Raw genomic sequence first — 16,736 nt, 5'->3', positions numbered from 1 at the left:
GCCTTACTCGGCCATTTGCATCCGGACATTGAAGTTGACGCGACCGCCAGTCGTCGCCCCTTCCACAGTCCGGGGCGACAGGCGGGCCCGGGCCGCAGCACGCAGTGCCTCGGCCCCGAAGCCGGCCCCGGTCGGGGTCTCGCTGACGATCTGGCAGTCGGTGAGCGTGCCTCCCGATTCGACCCCGCAGGACAGGGCGACGACGCCGTTGTTGACCCCGGCCTCGAGCGCTTCGGCCGGCCAGTTCGGCGTGGGCCGTTCGGCCCAGGCGGGATTGGTGATCACCGCGGCGGGGGCCGGAACGGCGGTCTGGGCAGCCACCGGGGCGGGGACCGGGGCTGGCGCAACCGCCCCATCGGAGACCTCCGGTGCAGCGACTCTCTCCGGAGCCTCGACCGGCGCGACTTCATCGACCGGGGCCACGGCAGCGACAGCCGGCATCCCCACGGCTGGCATCCTTTCGGCCGGCAGGGCGGCGACGGCGGCAGCGGGCGCTGTGGCCATGACCATCGGGAGAGGCGTCGGGGCCCGCTGGGCGGTCAGGGCGAACGCGCCGCTCCCGGCGACGGTGGCGAGGGCGACGCCGAGCCCGACCACCGCAAGACGCGGGCGGAGACCGGAGGTCGGGACCGGGGACAGGATGGCTTTCAGGCGACGCATGGCGAAACTCCTTCGGCGGCTGGTGAACGTGAGAACGGGCGTGCCTCGATCGATGGCGGGGGCGCGCAGGGCATCGACGAGGGCGCGGGCGTAGAGCGGCCGCGCATCTTCGCCGACAAGGGACAGGGCCACGGCGTCGCAGGCCTCTTCGCGGGCGGCGGCGCGGTGGTCCCGGATGAGGCGCAGGAGCGGATTGAAGGCCTGCAGGATCAGCGACACCTCCTCGATCCAGAGGGCCCGGTGGTCCCCCCGCTTGAGATGCGCCAGCTCATGGGCGCAGACGGCGCGCAAAGCGCGGGCGTCGAGGGTCTCCGCGAGGGCCAGGGGCAGGATCAGAACCGGTCGGAACAGGCCGACGACCATGGCCTGTGTGGCCGTGTCCTCGGCCCGGACGTCGGGCATCGGCACGTCCAGATCCCGGGCGACAGTCCGGACCGCGTCGAGGGTGGCGGGGGACGCCGGGTGCGACTGTCCCAGCTGGCGGCGGAGACGGATCAGGCGGCGGGCCAGTCCGACCGCACGCACAGCGGCCAGCAGTCCGGCGCAGGCGAGCACGGTCAGGGCGAGGGTCTGGCCCGGCATGTCCGGGAAGACGCCCGGAGCGCCGGTCAGATCGGTCACGGAGACTGCACCGACCTCGATACCTGCCGACGCCGGCCGGGCCCGGGGTGGCGGGGCCAGGAGCGCCATGGCGATCAGGGCGAGGGAGGCGGCCGGCGCATGGAAGGCGAGGGTCCAGGCCCTTTCCCGCAGACCCGGATCGGGACAGCGCGCGTCGAAGACCCGGACTCCGACGAAGGCCAGTCCGGCCAGCAGGACCGAAAGCCCCAGTGACAGGGCCAGAATCTCAGTCGCGCCCATCGTCCGCCTCCGTCTTCGAGGAGGGTGCCGCCAGCATCGCTTCCAGCGCGGCCAGGTCGGCGTCATCCAGCAGCTGGCTGCCGGTGAAGGCAGCGGCGGGCAGGCTGCCGTCCATGTCCAGCAGGGCGGAGAACCGCCGCATCAGTCCGCCGAGCACCTCCACCTTGGGCCGGGTCTGGGAATAGACGGCGACCCCGTGGACATCGCGGCGCGACACGAGGGTCTTGGCGCGCATCCGTTCCAGCACCGTGCGGGTGGTGGACGGGGTCCAGTCCAGCCGGGCGGCGATGCGGTCATGCACCTCCCGCGCGGACAGGTCCCCGTCGCGCCAGAAGCATTTCAGGACTTCCAGCTCGGCATCGGTCGGGTGGGGACTGTCGGGCAGGGACATGGCGGCTCCGAATCTGTAGAGCCAACGCTACAATTGTCGCGCATGAACGTCAATCGTCGCCCAGCAACCCCTTGCCCCTCCCCCTCAGTGCGCGGCGGCCCCTGCCGGGAGGTGGTCCTTGTCGTGTTTGCCGACCTTGTCGATCAGGGTCTGGCCGGCCTCGTTCATGCCGACGACGGTGACCTCCGCGCCCTGGCGGCGGTAGCGGAATACGACCTTGTCCACGGCGGCGACGCCGGTCAGGTCCCACAGATGGGCTCCGGTCATGTCGATCTCGACGCGGGTGGGGTGGCCGTGGTGCTCGAAGGCGGCGGCGAAGACGTCGGCCGACGCGAAGAACAGATTGCCGGTGACCCGGTAGCGCAGCACGCCCTCTTCCGGGGTCGGGATCTCCTCGACCACCACCGTCTTGCCGACCTTGCGCATGAAGAAGATGGCCGACAGGACCACGCCCAGCACCACGCCCTTCGACAGGTCATGGGTCAGGACGACGGTGGCGGTGGTGGCGATCATGACGATGGAGGACTGGACCGGGGTGGAGCGCAGCATGAGCACCGAGCCCCAGTCGAAGGTGCCGACCGAGACCATGATCATGACGGCCACGAGCGCCGCCATCGGGATCTGGGCGACCCAGTCCTGCAGCACCAGGATCAGGAACAGCAGGAACAGCCCGGCCCACAGGGTCGACAGCCGGCCGCGCGCGCCCGAGGTCACATTGATGATCGACTGGCCGATCATGGCGCAGCCGGCCATGCCGCCAAACAGGGACGAGGCGATGTTGGCGATGCCCTGGCCGCGGGTCTCGCGGTCCTTGTCCGACGGGGTGTCGGTGATGTCGTCCAGCAGGTTGGCGGTCAGCAGGGACTCCAGCAGGCCGACGAAGGCCAGGGTGGCCGAGATGGGGCCGATGATGATCAGCGTCTCCCACGTCAGGGGCACGGCCGGGATGTGGAACATGGGCAGGGTCGAGGGCATCTGGCCCATGTCGCCGACGGTGCGGACATCCAGCCCGGTCCAGATGACGAAGCCGCTGAGCAGGACGATGGCCACCAGCGGCGACGGCACGGCCTTCGTCAGCCGCGGCAGGCCGTAGATGATGGCGAGCGCGGCGGCGACGAGGGCGAAGGTCTGCCAGTTGGCCCCGATCAGCTCGGGCATCTGGGCGAGGAAGATCAGGATGGCCAGCGAGTTGACGAAGCCCGTCATGACGCTGCGGCTGACGAACTTGATGTACCGGCCCAGCCGGAACAGTCCGATGACGATCTGGAACACCCCGCACAGCAGGGAGGCGGCGAACAGGTATTCGAGCCCGTGGTCGCGCACGAGGGTGACCATCAGCAGGGCCATGGCCCCGGTGGCGGCGCTGATCATGGCCGGCCGGCCGCCGACGAAGGCGATGGTCACGGCGATGATGAAGCTGGCGTACAGCCCTACCGCCGGATCGACCCCGGCGATGATGGAAAAGGCGATGGCCTCGGGGATCAGGGCCAGGGCGACGACGGTGCCGGCCAGCAGGTCACGGCGGGGGTTGGCGAGCCATTGCTGGCGCGCGGAGGCGATGAGGGACATGGGGATTCAACCGGGGTGAGCGCGCCGGGCGCTCGATTTCCTGACGGATGGGCGGTCAGGATAGCCACCCGCCGGCTGCGAACAGCGGCGGGTCCGAGGTGATGGCTGCCTTTTGCCCGCAAGCGGGGCGGTCGGCAAGAGCCGCCTTACTGCGCCATCCCTGACACCATTGGCAGGACGAACAGGCCGCGCTGACGGCCCTGGCCTTACCGGGAAGTCATGACCGAGGATTAACTGGCGCTGTCCCTTCGCCCTCTCATACAGCTGCCCGGGGGATCGGCCGGGTCCCGCGGACACTCGAACCTCTGATGAACCACTCCTCCCCGTCCCTGCGTCTCGAAGACGTCTCAAGGCGCTATGGCCGCAAGCTGGTGCTGGAGGGCGTCAGCCACACCTTCGAGCGCGGGCTGACCCTGCTGACCGGGCCCAGCGGCGCGGGCAAGTCGACCCTGCTGCGGCTTTGCGCGACGGCGGAGAAGCCCAGCGCCGGGCGGCTGTTCTGGGAGGGCGAGGCCTTGCCCGGCGCGCGCGCTCGGCTCCGGCGCTGCGTCGGCTACGCGCCCCAGGCGGTGGAGCTGCCCGAGGATCTGACCGCCCGCGAGTTCGGCCTGCACATGGCGGCGCTGAAGGGGCTCAAGGCCGGCGAAGCCGACGCCCAGTTCCGCATGCTGCTCGAGGCGCTGAACCTCGGCGGCGACGCCAACGGCCGGATCTCGACCTTCTGTGGCGGCATGCGCCGACGGCTGGTGTTCGCCCAGGCCCTGCTGGGGTCGCCGCGACTGCTGGCGCTGGACGAGCCGACCGCCGAGCTGGACGCGGAGTCCCGCGGACGGGTCGGGACCCTGATCGGTCGGGCGGCGCAGACCGCCGTGGTCATCATGACGTCCCACCTCACGGACGCCATCAGCGGCGGCATGACGGAGCTGCGGGTCGAGGGCGGCAAGCTGACACCGGTCGCGGGAGCCACCACGTGAGCGTTGCTGTCGTCGCGTCCTCCCTGACCACCACGCTCGCCCGCTATGGCCGCAGCACGGGGTTATGGATCCTGCTGCTGGTGGCCCCGGTGGGGGCCCGCTTCATGATCGCCGAGCGCGGGGCAGATCAGTCGTTGATCGCCGTCGACAGCCGCGTGCCCTGGCTGACCTCGCCGGTGCTCGGCATGGCGCTGGGCGTCGTCATCGCCACCCTGCTGCTGCCCGTGGCCTTCATCTACCTGCGGTCCAACGTCACCCGGCGCCAGCCCTGGCAGGTGGAGGAGGTCAGCCCGGCGAGCCGGATCAGCATCGGCTATGGCCGCTGGCTGGCCGATGTCACCGTGCTCGCGGCCGTGCTTGCCGCGACGACGGCAGCGGGCTGCCTTCTGGCCTACTTGCTGCTGCCGCTGAATGAAGTGGACCTGCCAAGCCTCATCCTGACCCTGTGGGTCATCGCCGCGCCGCCTGTGGCCATGGTCGCCTCCCTGCGCCTGCTGTTCGACGCCCGCCGCTGGACGCGTGGACCGCTCGGCGACGTTCTGTTTTTCGTCTTCTGGATGGGATCGCTGGTCGCGGCCACCGCCGCCTCCGCCGCCTTCAGCGCCGGCCAGGGGCACGGGTACGCCGCCAACATGTTCGACCTTCCCGGGTTCATGTCCCCCATCAGCTACGGCCAGGGCGGGACGGACAATTTCGCGATCGGCGGGGCGGAGATCGCGGCCGGCAGTACCCCGATCCGGCTGGACATCATGAGCGGGATCATGGCCGACGGCTATCTGGCCTCGCGTCTGACCTGGCTCGCCATCGCCGCCCTCATTCCACTGCTGGCGGGCCTGATCTATGCGCCCCACGTCAGCGGCAAGACCCGCAAAGCCGCCCCCTGGCTGAAGATCCTTGAGCCCGGTCAGGCGCGACCGGCCGACCCGGGCGCCCGACCCGCCGGGCACAGCAGATTGGCGGCGGTGGCGCTGGTCATGGCCGAGGCCCGCCTGATGGCCGGCAGCCGCAAGGGATTGCTGGCCATGGCAATGGTGACGGGGCTGGGCCTGTTCGTGCCCTTCACCGCCGTCGCCGGCCCGGCGATCATGTTGCTGCTGGTCTTCATGACCACGGCCCATGCGGGCCGGAGCGAGCAGAAGGGTCTGCTGGCGCTGACCACGACCGCCGCCCTTTCGCCGGTCGCACGTCGCATCGCGTTCGTCCTGGCCGGGACGGCGCTGGCCCTGGTGATGGCCGCGCCGGCCGGAGCGAGAGGCCTGATGGCCGGCGACTCTCGCGTCCTGCTGGAAGCCGCCGCGGTCGGGGCGGCGACCTCCGCGACCGCCATCCTCCTCGGCACCCTTTCACGATCCGCCACGGCACCGCGACTACTGCTTCTGATCGTCTGGTACGGCTATCTGAGCTGAAGCGGGCCGAGCCCCGCGCGTGTTCGGGCTCAACCGCTATCTGAAGCAGGTGCCGGTCACTTCACCATCCACGACGCCAGCAGCAGGACGAACAGGATCGCGCTGATCGCCTGCCAGAAGCGGGCCGGGTCACGTTCCATCAGGGACAGGGCGCGGCGAGGCGGGACGGCGGCGGCGCTGCCGCTCTCCAGCACATGGATCAGCTCCTCGACATCGGCGAAGCGGTCAGCCGGGTCGACCGACAGGGTCCGCAGGATCGCCGCCTCCAGCCAGGCGGGCATGTCGGGGCGGTGGGTGGTCGGGCGAACCGGCTTGTCGAAGCGGATGCGGCTGAAGTCGGTCTCCTGACCGCTGGGGTAGTCGCCGGTGAACAGCCGGTACAGAGTGACGCCGAGCGCATACTGGTCGGTCAAGGCGTCGCCGGGGTTGCCGGCGAACATTTCGGGCGCGCGATAGCCAGGGGTGCCGGGCGCCTCGGCCTCCGCGAACTCCTCGATGCGCGGCAGGCGGGCGACGCCGAGGTCGATGAGCTTCAGGCCGCCGTCGCTCTCGAGGATCACATTGTCGGGCTTGATGTCGCGGTGGGTGATGCCCGACCGGTGCAGGGCGGCGACGGCGCGCGACAGGCGGATGGACAGGTCGACCCCTTCCGGGATCGCGAAGGTCGCCTCGGCGATCCGGGCATGCAGGGTGCGGCCGACATAGAGGGGCTGGGCGATATAGAGCCGACTCTGGCGGCCGGGGTCGAGGGTCAGGGTCTTGCCCACATACGGGCTGTCGATGCGCCGGCCGATGAAGCTTTCGCGCAGGAAGGCCCCGCGCGCCCCGCTTTCGGACAGGAGCTTGGGCTTGGGGAATTTCAGCACCAGACGGGGGCCGCCCTCCCCGTCCCGGGCGACGAAGACCCGGGTGTATTTGCCGTCCGACAGCAGCCGCTCCAGATGGAAGCCGTCGATATTGTCGCCGGCGCGGGGGGCCGGAAGGATCGGCAGGCCGGCGGCCTCGGCCCCGATGGCGTCCTGATCCACCGCCCCGACGCGGATGACGTCGATGACGATGGCGGTGGCGTTGTCGCGGGTCCCTGCCGTCCCGGCCGCGTCAATGATGGACTGGGCATCGGCCTCGGGCGAGGCGCGGCGGGCGAGCAGGCGGGTCAGATCCTCCTCGGTGACCACGCCGTGGACGCCGTCGGTGGTCAGCAGCAGCCGGTCATGGGCCTTGAGCGGCACGGCCCGGGTGTCGAGGCGCAGGTCGGGCTCGATGCCCACGGCGCGGTACAGGACGTGGTTGAGGCCCGGCTGGCTGAGCACATGGTCCTCGGTCAGGCGGGTCAGGACGCCGTCCCGGAAATGCCAGGCCCGGCTGTCGCCGACATGCAGGGCGGTGGCCTCGCGGCCGCGCAGGACCAGGGCAGTGAAGGTGGTGGCGGCCCCGGTCATGTCCGGGTCGGACCGGCCCTTGGCATGGAGCCAGCGGTTGTAGCCGGTGAGGGCCGCGAGACCGGCGGCCGCCACGCCCTTCAGGGGGTTCTGGTCGACATAGGCGTCGATGAAGCTGCGGCCGGCCAGTTCGGACGCCACCCGCCCGGCCTTGGAGCCGCTGACCCCGTCGGCGACCAGGGCGACCATGCCGTGCAGGGCCTGTTCGGACGGGGTGCCCATGTGGACGGCCCCGAAATCCTGGTTGTCCCTGCGCGGTCCCAGGGCCGTGGCGAAGCCCGCCGCGATCTGAAGCCTTCCGTCCGTCTCCATGTGCGCATCCCCCTGCCGCGAAAGAGACTTCACTTCGTAACTTGGATGCAAGGGCGTTCGCCCCTATATTGAGCGTGCCGGGGCTTGCTCCGGATATGGCGATAAACGCGCTTGTAATAAGCGGACCGGACCCGGGTGCGATTCCCGGCGGCTCCACCATCTCTTCCTCCGCGTTATCGGCGGGACAGCATGGGGCCGACTAGCATCGACGGACGTGTAAAGAAGACTGCTTTCGCTCGTCCTGGCCTACCGTATCGGGCCATTTTCTAACTGCGAACGATAACTTCGCTGGAGAAGTCCGCCTCGCCGCGTAATGCGGTTCGGTTGATTTCGAATCTTAAGTCCTGAGGGTTCAGATCCTCAGGCGGGGCCCGTCGGGGAGCCTGCCAACAGAATCCCCGGCACTTCCCCTGAATTGCCATCTTTCGCCCGCCGCCCGGCAAGGCTATCTGTCGCCGGGCTAGTGAGGATTTTATGGCCGACGACACGCCGCCGATCGACGAGATGCAGTACGAGAAGCTGGCGCAGGATGCCCTGCGCGGGGTGATCCGCTCTGCGCTGGAGCGCGCGGCCAGCCCCTCGGGCATTCCCGGGGCCCATCATTTCTACATCACCTTCAAGACGCGCGGTCGCGGCGTGACCGTGCCGCCCGACGTGGTGGCCAAATATCCGGACGAGATGACGGTGGTGCTGCAGCACCAGTACTGGGACCTGTCGGTCGAGCCCGAGCTGTTCTCGGTCATGCTGAAATTCGGCGGCATGCCCAAGGTGCTGACCGTGCCCTATACGGCCGTGACCCGCTTCTATGATCCGAGTGTGCAGTTCCTGCTGCAGTTCGAGGCTCCCGAGCCTGTGGTCGAGCCGGTCGCCGAGCTGCCGGCCCCGACGCGGACGGATCCGCCACCCTCCGGCGATGACGACGGTCCCAAGGTCGTCTCCCTGGACCAGTTCCGGAAGAAATAGGCCTTGGACTGGCGGGGTCTGATGGTCGTGCTGCTGGCCCTCGTGGCCGGCACGGCCAGTGCCCAGTCCGCGCCCACCAGCCGGTTCGACGGCTGGACCGCCGCCATCATCGCCGCCGACTGGCGCGACGGGGCGGGTGAGCCGATCGAGGCCTTCGACAACGCCCGGCGTGACCTGACGGCGGGCTTTCTGACCGCCGGCTTCGATCGTACGAGCCTTGTGGACTACAGCCTGCGGCCGGACCGGGCGCCGGCGACCTCGGCGTCGGCGGCCGTGGCCGGGGTGGCGGAGGTGGCCGCACGCGCCACCCGCGGCTGCCTGCTGTATTTCACCGCCCATGGCAGCCCCGAGGGGATGGTGTTCGGCCCCGACCGGATGCTGAGCCCGACGGCCATGGCGGCCCTGGTCCGCAACTGGTGTCAGGACCGGCCGACGGTCCTGATCGTCTCGGCCTGCTATTCGGGAATCTTCGTGGACGGTCTGGCCGCGCCGAACCGCATGATCCTGACCGCCGCGCGCCGCGACCGCTCGTCCTTCGGCTGCAGCGCCGACGCGACCTGGCCCTATTTCGACGGCTGCGTGATCCAGACCCTGCCGACGGCGAACGATTTCATCGCCCTGGCGCAGGCGGTGAAGGCCTGTGTCGCGGCGCGCGAGGCGGCCGACGGGCTGAGCCCGGCCTCGGAGCCGCAGGTCCGGATCGGCGGCCAGATGCAACTGCTGCTGCCGACGCTGCGGTTCACACGCCCGCCGCCGGGGGCCGGGCGACCATGAGTTTGACGGGTGGGTGCCACTGCGGCGGCATTCGCTACGCGGTTTCCGCTGCGCCGGTCCGCCACAGCCTGTGTCACTGCACCGATTGCCGGAGGTCCGCGGGCGCGCCGGCTGTCGCCTGGGCGGTGTTCCCGCGAGAGGCCGTCGTGATCACCGGGGAACCCGTCTGGTACGCCTCATCGAGCGAGGCGCGACGCGGCTTCTGCGGGCGCTGCGGCACGGGCCTGTTCTATGCCAGCGACGTGATCTTTCCCGGCGAGATCGACCTGCAGACGGCGACACTCGACGATCCCGACGCCCTGCCGCTGGACGCCCAGGTCCAGATCGCCGAGCGAATCGGCTGGATGGCGCATCTGGACCGCCTGCCCGCGTTCGAGCGCTATCCCGAAGGCTGACGCGGAAACGCCCGGATGGTGATGCGTTCGCGCTCGCCCGGGCGACGCTCGACCAGCAGCCGCGCGACCTGGGCGTCGTCGTGGAACAGATAGCCCTTGATGGCGTCCAGCAGGGCCTTGGCCAGATTGTCCAGATCCATCCACGGCGGATCGCCGATGTGCTCCATCACGATCTCGACGACGTAGTCGCCATAGGCCGGCCGTGAACCGCGCCATTCCTTGCGGAAGAATTCGTAGACCAGCGGCTTGTAGTATTTGGCCTGGGTGGTCAGGCCGTCGATCATGATGACGACGGCGTCCCCCTCCTCGCGGGCGCGCACCTTGCCGGAGACGATCCAGTCGCCGGTCATTCCGCTTCCGGGAAGATCGCCGCGCAGATTTCCGGCACCGGGCTGCGCAGCACGATGTCGGTGATGGCGACCGGCGTGACCAGTTGCTCATCGACGGCCGGGCGACGCTGGATGGTCCGGACCAGATCCAGCCCCTCCACGACCTGACCGAAGGCAGCGAAGCCCTGACCATCGGGGTGGCGCCCCCCACCGAAATCCAGCGCCGGCGTGTCCTCGGTCACGATGAAGAAGCTGGAGGTGGCGGTGTCCGGACCGTTCCGGGCCATGGAGATGGTGCCGGCGAGGTGGTTCAGCCCGGTGTCCCGCGTGCGCTCCAGCGGAATGGGGCCGAGGCCGGGATCGTCGCTGCCGGCGGTCGTCTCGGCCTGGATGACGTCGATGGGATGGGGATTGGCATTGGTGGCGCTGACCACCGTGCGGAAGAACCGGGCACCGCGGTATTGCCCGGCGCGGGCATAGCGCAGGAAGTTGCAGGTGGAGACCGGCGCGTGGCCCACATCCAGCGACAGAATCACCGGTCCCACATCCGTCCGGATCTCCGCACCCACAGACAGCTGCGGGGGCGGAAAGGCCACCAGCGCCGCTGCGGCCAGGGTAGTTGCAATCACCGCCATCTCCCGTTCTTGCTCCACGCCGGACAGGTGCTACACCCGCGCGCATCGCCCCGCCACGTCCAGAAGAGCCTTCCCGCCATGACCGCCCATCGCACCGAGACCGATACCTTCGGCCCCATCGAGGTCGCCGCCGACCGCTACTGGGGCGCGCAGGCGCAGCGGTCGCTGGGCAACTTCAAAATTGGCTGGGAAAAGCAGCCCCTGCCGATCGTCCGGGCGCTGGGAATCGTCAAGCGCGCGGCGGCCGAGACCAATATGGCGCTGGGCCGGCTGGACCCCGCCATCGGCAACACCATCGTGGCGGCCGCCAATGAGGTGATCGAGGGCAAGCTGAACGATCATTTCCCGCTGGTGGTCTGGCAGACCGGCTCGGGCACCCAGTCGAACATGAACGCCAATGAGGTGATCAGTAACCGCGCCATCGAGATGCTGGGCGGCGACATGGGCTCCAAGAAGCCGGTCCACCCCAACGACCACGTCAATATGAGCCAGTCGTCCAACGACACCTATCCCACAGCCATGCACGTCGCCTGCGCCGAGGAGGTGGTCCATCGCCTGCTTCCGGCCCTGCAGCAGCTGCGCAACGCCCTGAACGACAAGGCCGAAGCGTGGAAGGGCATCATCAAGATCGGCCGCACCCACACCCAGGACGCCACCCCCCTGACGCTCGGTCAGGAGTTCAGTGGCTATGTCCAGCAGGTGGCCAAGGGGATCGAGCGGATCGAATTGACCCTGCCCGACCTGATGCAACTGGCCCAGGGCGGGACCGCCGTCGGCACCGGGCTGAACGCGCCGGTCGGCTTCGCGGAAGGCGTGGCGGACCGGATCGCCGCCATCACCGGGCTGACGTTCACGACCGCCCCCAACAAGTTCGAGGCGCTGGCCGCCCACGACGCCATGGTCATGAGCCACGGGGCGATCAACACGGTGGCCGCGTCGCTGTTCAAGATCGCCAACGACATCCGCTTCCTGGGCTCCGGCCCGCGTTCGGGTCTGGGCGAACTGGCCCTGCCGGAGAACGAGCCGGGGTCGTCGATCATGCCGGGCAAGGTCAATCCGACCCAGTGCGAGGCCCTGACCCAGGTCTGTGTGCAGGTGTTCGGCAACCATGCCGCGATCACCTTCGCGGGGTCGCAGGGCCATTTCGAGCTGAACGTCTTCAACCCGGTGATGGCCTACAACTTCCTGCAGTCGGTCCGTCTGATGGCCGATGCGGCGGTCAGCTTCACCGAGAACTGCGTGGCGGGAATTGAGCCCCGGATCGACAACATCGAGCGCGGCCTGAACAACTCCCTGATGCTGGTCACCGCCCTGAACGGCAAGCTGGGCTATGACGCCTGCGCCAAGATCGCCAAGACGGCCCACAAGAATGGCACCACCCTGCGCGAAGAGGCGGTCGGTGGTGGCTATCTGACCGACGCCGAGTTCGACGAGGCGGTGCGGCCGGAGAAGATGATCTCGCCGGGGTGAGTTTGGCGGCGCTAGCCTGCTCCCTCTCCGCGTCTGGACATGGCCAAGCTTGCGCCCTAGCCTGGCTTTGGGGGCGTTTGGGGTTATCCGACGATCATGAATGTTCTGAAGATCGCGGCAGGCACGGGCCTGATCGTAGCGCTCGCGCTTGCTCTTCTGGTTGGCGGCAACGCCCACGCGCTGCAGCAGGCGCTTGCCCCGACCGCGGCGGCCCCGACAGCCGTCGGAAAGGCTGCTTTCGTGCTCCCCGCCTATACGAACTCGTCCCTTAAAACGCTGCGCGTCTGGACCTATCGGCCGGCGGCCTGGACGCCCGGCGATCCCGTCGTCTTCGTCATGCACGGTATGGGTCGCAACGCGGAGGAATACCTCGACGCCTGGGTGGGGGCCGCCGAACAGCGGCAGCTTCTGCTGGTCGCGCCGGAGTTCGAGAACCCGCTCGCCCGCTACGTCACCCGCGACTACCAGGAGGGCAACGTCAGGGCGGCCGACGGCACCCCGACCGACGAGGAAGAGTGGGCGTTCACAGTGATCGAGAACATCTTCGATCGAACTCCAGGCCGACAACGCCTGGACGATCCCCGCCTATGACATCTTCGGGCACTCAGCCGGTGCGCAATTTGTCCAGCGCATGGTGATGCTCAAGCCTGAAGCGCGGATCCGCCGTGCGGTGGCGGCCAATGCCGGCACCTACACCTTCCCCGAGCCGCAGACCGCCTATCCCTTCGGCCTTGGCAGCGTGCCGCATGACCTTCCGGCAGCCTATGGCGTGGACCTGACCTTGCTGCTCGGGGAGCTTGACAACTCCGCCAGCCAGGGGCGGCTGGACCAGTCCCCGCCCGCCATGGCGCAGGGCCCACATCGCCTCGGGCGGGGGCAGGCCCTGTTCCGCGCGGCGCAAGCCGACGCAGAATCGCGCAACGTCGCCCTCCGCTGGAAGGTCCAGACGGTGCCGGGCGTCGGTCACGACTTCGAGGCCATGTCCGCAGCGGCCGCCGGACTGTTCTGACGCTATCGGCCGGTTGCCGTCGGCGGCGGCAATCTCACGGATACCGAGTTCGATGAGGCGATGCTGCCGGAGACGATGATCTCGCCCGGGGTGAGTTTGGCGGCGCGATCGGTGGCGGGGTTTTCGATTCAGATGTAGGCTCTTCTCATGGGCAAGGCCGAACTGAAGATCGAGATCGATCCCGCCCTCGTCGCGGAGGCTGAAAGGCTGGGTGTGGACCTGCCGAGCGCGGGCTTGGCAGGCGTCGAGCTGGCGGTCGCCCGACGCAGGAACGCTCTGATGACCGACGCGGAACGGGCGCGGGATGCGCGCGCCTGGGCCGACGAAAACGCAGAGGCGCTGAAAGCCTATCGTTTGCGCATCGAGCGCGACGGCGTCTTCGGCGAGGACTTCCGGACCTGGTGATGCGCCAGTTCGACGTGTTTGCGAACCCGTCACCCCGCTCCCGCGTCGCCGCTCCCTACATCGTCCTGATGCAATCCCATTTTGTGGAGGAGATGCCGACGGCATTGATCGCGCCCTTGATCCGGGAGCCTCGCAGCGGCGACTTCACCCGGGTGTCTATTCCGATCCGTTTCAACGACGAGCCGCTGCATCTGTCGCTGCCCGAAATGGCACCGGTTCTACGATCTGAACTGAGGCGAACGGTTGGCGATCTCAAGCGCTTCGAAGACGACATCCGGCGTGCCCTCGACCGGCTGTTCACCGGCTTCTGATCAGGGCTTGTCGCGGATCGTCGCCCCGACCGGCATGAGGGCCAGTTTGGCCAGTTCCAGATCCTTCAGGGCGAAGGGGATGCCGATGATGGTGATGGCCTCGGCGACCGCGATCACGATGTGGGACAGGGCGATGTACCAGCCGGCGACCACGAACCAGATCACGTTCAGGCCGATACCGAAACAGCCGACGTCCTTGCCGCCTGTCTCACCGGCCCACACGACTTCGCGCCCGAAGGGCCAGAAGGAATAGCTGGCGATCCGCCAGGCGGCGAAGGACCAGGGCAGTCCGACGACGGTGATGGCCAGGATCGCGCCGCCCAGCAGCCACAGCAGGCCGCTGATCCAGCCGCCGAAGATGAACCACAGGATGTTCAGGATCAGTCGGATCACAGTCAGCCTCCACACCGGTCGCTTCCCGGTCCCCCCTAGATAGCCGAAAGGCCCCGCCGATATCAGCGGGGCCCGGGTGAATTCGCGGTAAGGCGCGGTGTCGGTGTCAGTGCGGCTTTTCAGTCCAGCGGGCCTTGGCCTCGTCCTTCGTCAGGCTGAGGCGGACGGCGTCGTCGTCGACGGACGTCACCCAGCTGACCGGGATCATATGGTGTTTGAAGCCGCCCGCCAGATCCAGCTTCGCCAGTTCGATCTGGTCGCCCAGCACGTGGTCGACGCGACCGACGTGGCCGCCGTCCGAGCCGACGACTTCGAGGTGTTCCTTGATCTGCGTGACGTCTACCATGGGTCAATCTCCTGTTCGGGGGGGGGGGGGGGACTGGATCAACGTCGGCGGCGGGACCGGGTTGCCGCGCGGGAGGCTGTCATGGGCGAGATCGTGAACCTCAACCGGGCGCGGAAGACCCGCCAGCGCGAGGCCGCAAAGGCGGAGGCGGCGATGAACCGGGTGTCGCACGGCCTGACGCGGGCCCAGCGCGAGGCCGCGAAAGCCGAGCGTGAGCGGGTGGCGCGGCTGCTGGACCAGTCCCGGCTCGAGGACTGACCGGGCGGGTCAGGGAACCTTCGGGGCCCGGATCAGCAGGGCCTGACCGGCCAGAACGAGGGCCAGACCGGCCGCAGCGGACCAGCCGAAACGGGCATCCTCGAACACGACCGAGACCAGCATGGCGATCGGGGGCGTCAGCGCAGAGATATAGCTGGCCAGGGCATAGCCGCGCGCCCGGGCCACGCTGAAATAGACCACGAAGGCGACGACTGACCCCAGCACCGCCAGATAGATCAGCGAGATCAGATAGCCGGGCGACGGATCGATGGTGAACCGGGCCCCGGTGGCGAGGCCGAACAACACCAGCATGGCGGTGCCATAGCCCATGGCCCAGGCCGTCTGGGGCAGGATGGCCGAGCCCTGCTGCTGGCCACGCCACGAGAAATAATTTCCCACGGCCGAGCTGAGCACGGCCAGACAGGCCAGACCGATGCCGGTCAGGGCCCGGGCATCGAACCCGGCCCCCAGCGCCTCCCCGCCCGACAGGACGGCGACGCCGAGGATGCCGAGGCCGGCCCCGATCCAGGCGGCGCGGGAAGCCTTCTGTCCCACGACGAGGCGGAACAGCACCAGATTGAGGAAGGCCAGGGCGGCGAACACGACCGCCACGATGGCGGAGGTGACATGGGCCTCCGCCGCATAGGTGAAGGAGTAGCTGACGGCGAAGACGAAGGCCCCCTGCCCCACCGCCGCCAGATGCTGGCCGCGCGTCAGGCGCAGCGACCGGCCGGTCAGGGCGCAACCGGCGAAGATCACCAGAGCCGCCAGACCGAACCGCCAGGTCAGGGAGGCGACCGCATCGACCGTACCCAGCTGCCAGGTGATGGCATACCAGGTTGTGCCCCAGATCACGGCGCACAGGGCCACGCCGGCGATGGCCAGGACATCGGCGGACGGCCGGCGCAGTCGGGACAGGATCAAGACAGGCTCGCAGGGGGCGGAAGCGGGGGAGCGCTCCTGATGACTCCCGGGCAGGCGGGTTGCAAGCGCGTTCGGACCTACCCGCGCAGCTTCACAGCGAGGCGGACGGTCTCGGGCACGGCCGCATAGACGGTCGGCGGCCGGATCCGCAGGCGGGCGCGGGCATCCTCCAGCGGCTCGCCGAACAGGGCCTCATAGTCCAGTCCCGGCAGCCAGCGGGCGCGGCGGCCATTGCGCCAGGCCTGAAGCACCGCGCGACGGGCCGGGATAGACCGGTTCTCGCGCTGGATCTCGCGCGCGGCACCCCAGCCGATGAAGCCGAAGCCCAGATTGCGGGTCTGGGCATAGGAGAAGCTGACCACACAGGCCTCGCCCAGGGCATCGGTGCCGTAGCCGGTCAGCACATGCCAGATGTCGTGCACGTCGCGCAGACGGCGCGCGTACCAGGCGTGGGGATGGAGGGCGTCGATCTCCGGGGCCACCTCACGCGCCGTTTCCGCCAGACCGTCGGCGGTGAAGCCCCGCGCCTCGCGGAAGGCCCGGTAGGAGGCCCCGACGGTGCCCGTGCCGAAGCGGGCCAGCCACACCGGGTCATCCAGAAGGTGGGCCAGTTCATCGCGCAGGAACGCCTGACGCCCGCCCTCGACTGTGCCCAGCATCCGGCCATAGCCGCGGCTGGCCGATTGACCGGTCAAAGCCTCCATGATCCGGAACACCTGGGCGGTGTCCTCCTTGTTGCGGATCAGCTTGCGGAAGGCACGAAGGGCCGTCAGGGGCTGAAGCCTGCGCGGCCGCAGGATCTGGACATCGTGGCCGTCGACGGCGGTTTCCATCGTCATCGAGAACATCCTCGCTCAGATGGGGTATCCTATCGCAACGGACCCGGTCACGCCATGGCCGGCAGAGAGGCTG

At 69.0% G+C, this 16,736-nt stretch carries 21 protein-coding genes, 1 other RNA gene and 1 other annotated feature; of the genes, 12 read left to right on the top strand and 10 right to left on the bottom strand.

All coding sequences use genetic code 11. The annotated features are described in order from the left end of the window. Positions 1-3: 3 nt before the first annotated feature. From SJY26_RS11545 to SJY26_RS11535, 3 genes are all read right to left on the bottom strand, one after another. Positions 4-1,521, bottom strand: a complete 1,518-nt coding sequence (locus SJY26_RS11545; protein WP_396593179.1) for a M56 family metallopeptidase — start codon at positions 1,519-1,521, stop codon at positions 4-6. Beyond that, positions 1,508-1,912, bottom strand: a complete 405-nt coding sequence (locus tag SJY26_RS11540) for a BlaI/MecI/CopY family transcriptional regulator (RefSeq protein WP_396593178.1) — start codon at positions 1,910-1,912, stop codon at positions 1,508-1,510. The genes SJY26_RS11545 and SJY26_RS11540 overlap by 14 nt, the downstream gene beginning before the upstream one ends. Before the next feature lie 84 nt (positions 1,913-1,996). Then, complete coding sequence (locus SJY26_RS11535) at positions 1,997-3,481, bottom strand: SulP family inorganic anion transporter (protein WP_396593177.1); 1,485 nt, start codon at positions 3,479-3,481, stop codon at positions 1,997-1,999. 34 nt (positions 3,482-3,515) lie between these two features. Next, positions 3,516-3,579, bottom strand: a sequence feature (sul1 is cis-regulatory element that is thought to sense ions involved in sulfur or methionine metabolism; They are found in Alphaproteobacteria). Positions 3,580-3,789: 210 nt separating this feature from the next. Between SJY26_RS11535 and SJY26_RS11530 the strand changes: the two genes are divergently transcribed. Beyond that, a complete protein-coding gene (locus SJY26_RS11530; RefSeq protein WP_396593176.1) occupies positions 3,790-4,455 on the top strand; it encodes an ATP-binding cassette domain-containing protein in 666 nt (221 codons plus the stop codon). Continuing rightward, complete coding sequence (locus SJY26_RS11525) at positions 4,452-5,861, top strand: hypothetical protein (RefSeq protein ID WP_396593175.1); 1,410 nt, start codon at positions 4,452-4,454, stop codon at positions 5,859-5,861. Before SJY26_RS11530 ends, SJY26_RS11525 begins: the two co-directional genes overlap by 4 nt. A gap of 56 nt (positions 5,862-5,917) precedes the next feature. Here SJY26_RS11525 and SJY26_RS11520 read toward each other — a convergent pair whose 3' ends face one another. Beyond that, positions 5,918-7,612: a bifunctional protein-serine/threonine kinase/phosphatase gene (locus SJY26_RS11520; RefSeq protein WP_396593174.1), complete on the bottom strand. Its 1,695-nt coding sequence runs from the start codon at positions 7,610-7,612 to the stop codon at positions 5,918-5,920. Positions 7,613-7,649: 37 nt separating this feature from the next. Here SJY26_RS11520 and ssrA point away from each other — a divergent pair. The 4 genes from ssrA (at position 7,650) to SJY26_RS11500 (ending at position 9,744) form a co-directional block, all read left to right on the top strand. Further along, positions 7,650-8,018, top strand: a transfer-messenger RNA (tmRNA) gene (gene ssrA / locus SJY26_RS11515). 68 nt (positions 8,019-8,086) lie between these two features. Next, complete coding sequence (locus SJY26_RS11510) at positions 8,087-8,575, top strand: SspB family protein (protein ID WP_396593173.1); 489 nt, start codon at positions 8,087-8,089, stop codon at positions 8,573-8,575. A 3-nt stretch (positions 8,576-8,578) separates the two neighbouring features. Then, positions 8,579-9,349: a C13 family peptidase gene (locus SJY26_RS11505; protein WP_396593172.1), complete on the top strand. Its 771-nt coding sequence runs from the start codon at positions 8,579-8,581 to the stop codon at positions 9,347-9,349. After that, positions 9,346-9,744 carry a GFA family protein gene (locus SJY26_RS11500; protein ID WP_396593171.1) on the top strand — a complete coding sequence of 133 codons (399 nt, stop codon included), beginning with the start codon at positions 9,346-9,348 and terminating at the stop codon, positions 9,742-9,744. The genes SJY26_RS11505 and SJY26_RS11500 overlap by 4 nt, the downstream gene beginning before the upstream one ends. On the opposite strand, the gene SJY26_RS11495 is transcribed toward SJY26_RS11500, so the two are convergent. Further along, positions 9,729-10,094, bottom strand: coding sequence for a RusA family crossover junction endodeoxyribonuclease (locus tag SJY26_RS11495; protein WP_396593170.1), 366 nt, complete (start codon positions 10,092-10,094; stop codon positions 9,729-9,731). The genes SJY26_RS11500 and SJY26_RS11495 overlap by 16 nt on opposite strands. Then, positions 10,091-10,708, bottom strand: coding sequence for a peptidylprolyl isomerase (locus SJY26_RS11490; protein WP_396593169.1), 618 nt, complete (start codon positions 10,706-10,708; stop codon positions 10,091-10,093). Before SJY26_RS11490 ends, SJY26_RS11495 begins: the two co-directional genes overlap by 4 nt. 78 nt (positions 10,709-10,786) lie before the next feature. Between SJY26_RS11490 and fumC the strand changes: the two genes are divergently transcribed. From fumC to SJY26_RS11465, 5 genes are all read left to right on the top strand, one after another. Beyond that, positions 10,787-12,178, top strand: a complete 1,392-nt coding sequence (fumC, locus tag SJY26_RS11485) for a class II fumarate hydratase (RefSeq protein ID WP_396593168.1) — start codon at positions 10,787-10,789, stop codon at positions 12,176-12,178. A 96-nt stretch (positions 12,179-12,274) separates the two neighbouring features. Beyond that, positions 12,275-12,769 carry a hypothetical protein gene (locus SJY26_RS11480; protein WP_396593167.1) on the top strand — a complete coding sequence of 165 codons (495 nt, stop codon included), beginning with the start codon at positions 12,275-12,277 and terminating at the stop codon, positions 12,767-12,769. A gap of 46 nt (positions 12,770-12,815) precedes the next feature. Next, positions 12,816-13,187 carry a hypothetical protein gene (locus SJY26_RS11475; RefSeq protein WP_396593166.1) on the top strand — a complete coding sequence of 124 codons (372 nt, stop codon included), beginning with the start codon at positions 12,816-12,818 and terminating at the stop codon, positions 13,185-13,187. A 147-nt stretch (positions 13,188-13,334) separates the two neighbouring features. Then, positions 13,335-13,592: a type II toxin-antitoxin system CcdA family antitoxin gene (locus SJY26_RS11470; protein ID WP_396593165.1), complete on the top strand. Its 258-nt coding sequence runs from the start codon at positions 13,335-13,337 to the stop codon at positions 13,590-13,592. Further along, entirely contained in the window at positions 13,592-13,903 is a 312-nt protein-coding gene (locus tag SJY26_RS11465) for a CcdB family protein (protein ID WP_396593164.1), read from the top strand. Before SJY26_RS11470 ends, SJY26_RS11465 begins: the two co-directional genes overlap by 1 nt. Here SJY26_RS11465 and SJY26_RS11460 read toward each other — a convergent pair whose 3' ends face one another. Next, entirely contained in the window at positions 13,904-14,296 is a 393-nt protein-coding gene (locus SJY26_RS11460) for a YccF domain-containing protein (protein WP_396593163.1), read from the bottom strand. A gap of 106 nt (positions 14,297-14,402) precedes the next feature. After that, entirely contained in the window at positions 14,403-14,642 is a 240-nt protein-coding gene (locus SJY26_RS11455) for a DUF2171 domain-containing protein (protein WP_396593162.1), read from the bottom strand. A gap of 81 nt (positions 14,643-14,723) precedes the next feature. On the opposite strand from SJY26_RS11455, the gene SJY26_RS11450 reads away from it, so the two are divergent. Continuing rightward, a complete protein-coding gene (locus SJY26_RS11450) occupies positions 14,724-14,900 on the top strand; it encodes a DUF4169 family protein (RefSeq protein ID WP_396593161.1) in 177 nt (58 codons plus the stop codon). Between the two features lie 9 nt (positions 14,901-14,909). Here SJY26_RS11450 and SJY26_RS11445 read toward each other — a convergent pair whose 3' ends face one another. Both SJY26_RS11445 and SJY26_RS11440 read right to left on the bottom strand, forming a co-directional pair. After that, positions 14,910-15,824 carry a DMT family transporter gene (locus tag SJY26_RS11445; protein WP_396593160.1) on the bottom strand — a complete coding sequence of 305 codons (915 nt, stop codon included), beginning with the start codon at positions 15,822-15,824 and terminating at the stop codon, positions 14,910-14,912. Positions 15,825-15,901: 77 nt separating this feature from the next. Continuing rightward, positions 15,902-16,663 carry a Coq4 family protein gene (locus tag SJY26_RS11440; RefSeq protein WP_396593159.1) on the bottom strand — a complete coding sequence of 254 codons (762 nt, stop codon included), beginning with the start codon at positions 16,661-16,663 and terminating at the stop codon, positions 15,902-15,904. Positions 16,664-16,736: the final 73 nt, after the last annotated feature.

Origin of the sequence: Brevundimonas sp. R86498, from assembly GCF_044598075.1 — a bacterium.
Classification (GTDB): Bacteria; Pseudomonadota; Alphaproteobacteria; order Caulobacterales; family Caulobacteraceae; genus Brevundimonas.
This window is presented reverse-complemented; position numbering and strand designations above follow the sequence as displayed.

Coding starts and splice junctions, on each gene's coding strand:
- SJY26_RS11545 (WP_396593179.1), bottom strand. CDS start 1,521: ATGGGCGCGACTGAGATTCTGGCCCTGTCACTGGGGCTTTCGGTCCTG.
- SJY26_RS11540 (WP_396593178.1), bottom strand. CDS start 1,912: ATGTCCCTGCCCGACAGTCCCCACCCGACCGATGCCGAGCTGGAAGTC.
- SJY26_RS11535 (WP_396593177.1), bottom strand. CDS start 3,481: ATGTCCCTCATCGCCTCCGCGCGCCAGCAATGGCTCGCCAACCCCCGC.
- SJY26_RS11530 (WP_396593176.1), top strand. CDS start 3,790: ATGAACCACTCCTCCCCGTCCCTGCGTCTCGAAGACGTCTCAAGGCGC.
- SJY26_RS11520 (WP_396593174.1), bottom strand. CDS start 7,612: ATGGAGACGGACGGAAGGCTTCAGATCGCGGCGGGCTTCGCCACGGCC.
- SJY26_RS11510 (WP_396593173.1), top strand. CDS start 8,087: ATGGCCGACGACACGCCGCCGATCGACGAGATGCAGTACGAGAAGCTG.
- SJY26_RS11500 (WP_396593171.1), top strand. CDS start 9,346: ATGAGTTTGACGGGTGGGTGCCACTGCGGCGGCATTCGCTACGCGGTT.
- SJY26_RS11495 (WP_396593170.1), bottom strand. CDS start 10,094: ATGACCGGCGACTGGATCGTCTCCGGCAAGGTGCGCGCCCGCGAGGAG.
- SJY26_RS11490 (WP_396593169.1), bottom strand. CDS start 10,708: ATGGCGGTGATTGCAACTACCCTGGCCGCAGCGGCGCTGGTGGCCTTT.
- fumC (WP_396593168.1), top strand. CDS start 10,787: ATGACCGCCCATCGCACCGAGACCGATACCTTCGGCCCCATCGAGGTC.
- SJY26_RS11480 (WP_396593167.1), top strand. CDS start 12,275: ATGAATGTTCTGAAGATCGCGGCAGGCACGGGCCTGATCGTAGCGCTC.
- SJY26_RS11475 (WP_396593166.1), top strand. CDS start 12,816: ATGCTCAAGCCTGAAGCGCGGATCCGCCGTGCGGTGGCGGCCAATGCC.
- SJY26_RS11470 (WP_396593165.1), top strand. CDS start 13,335: ATGGGCAAGGCCGAACTGAAGATCGAGATCGATCCCGCCCTCGTCGCG.
- SJY26_RS11465 (WP_396593164.1), top strand. CDS start 13,592: ATGCGCCAGTTCGACGTGTTTGCGAACCCGTCACCCCGCTCCCGCGTC.
- SJY26_RS11455 (WP_396593162.1), bottom strand. CDS start 14,642: ATGGTAGACGTCACGCAGATCAAGGAACACCTCGAAGTCGTCGGCTCG.
- SJY26_RS11450 (WP_396593161.1), top strand. CDS start 14,724: ATGGGCGAGATCGTGAACCTCAACCGGGCGCGGAAGACCCGCCAGCGC.
- SJY26_RS11440 (WP_396593159.1), bottom strand. CDS start 16,663: ATGACGATGGAAACCGCCGTCGACGGCCACGATGTCCAGATCCTGCGG.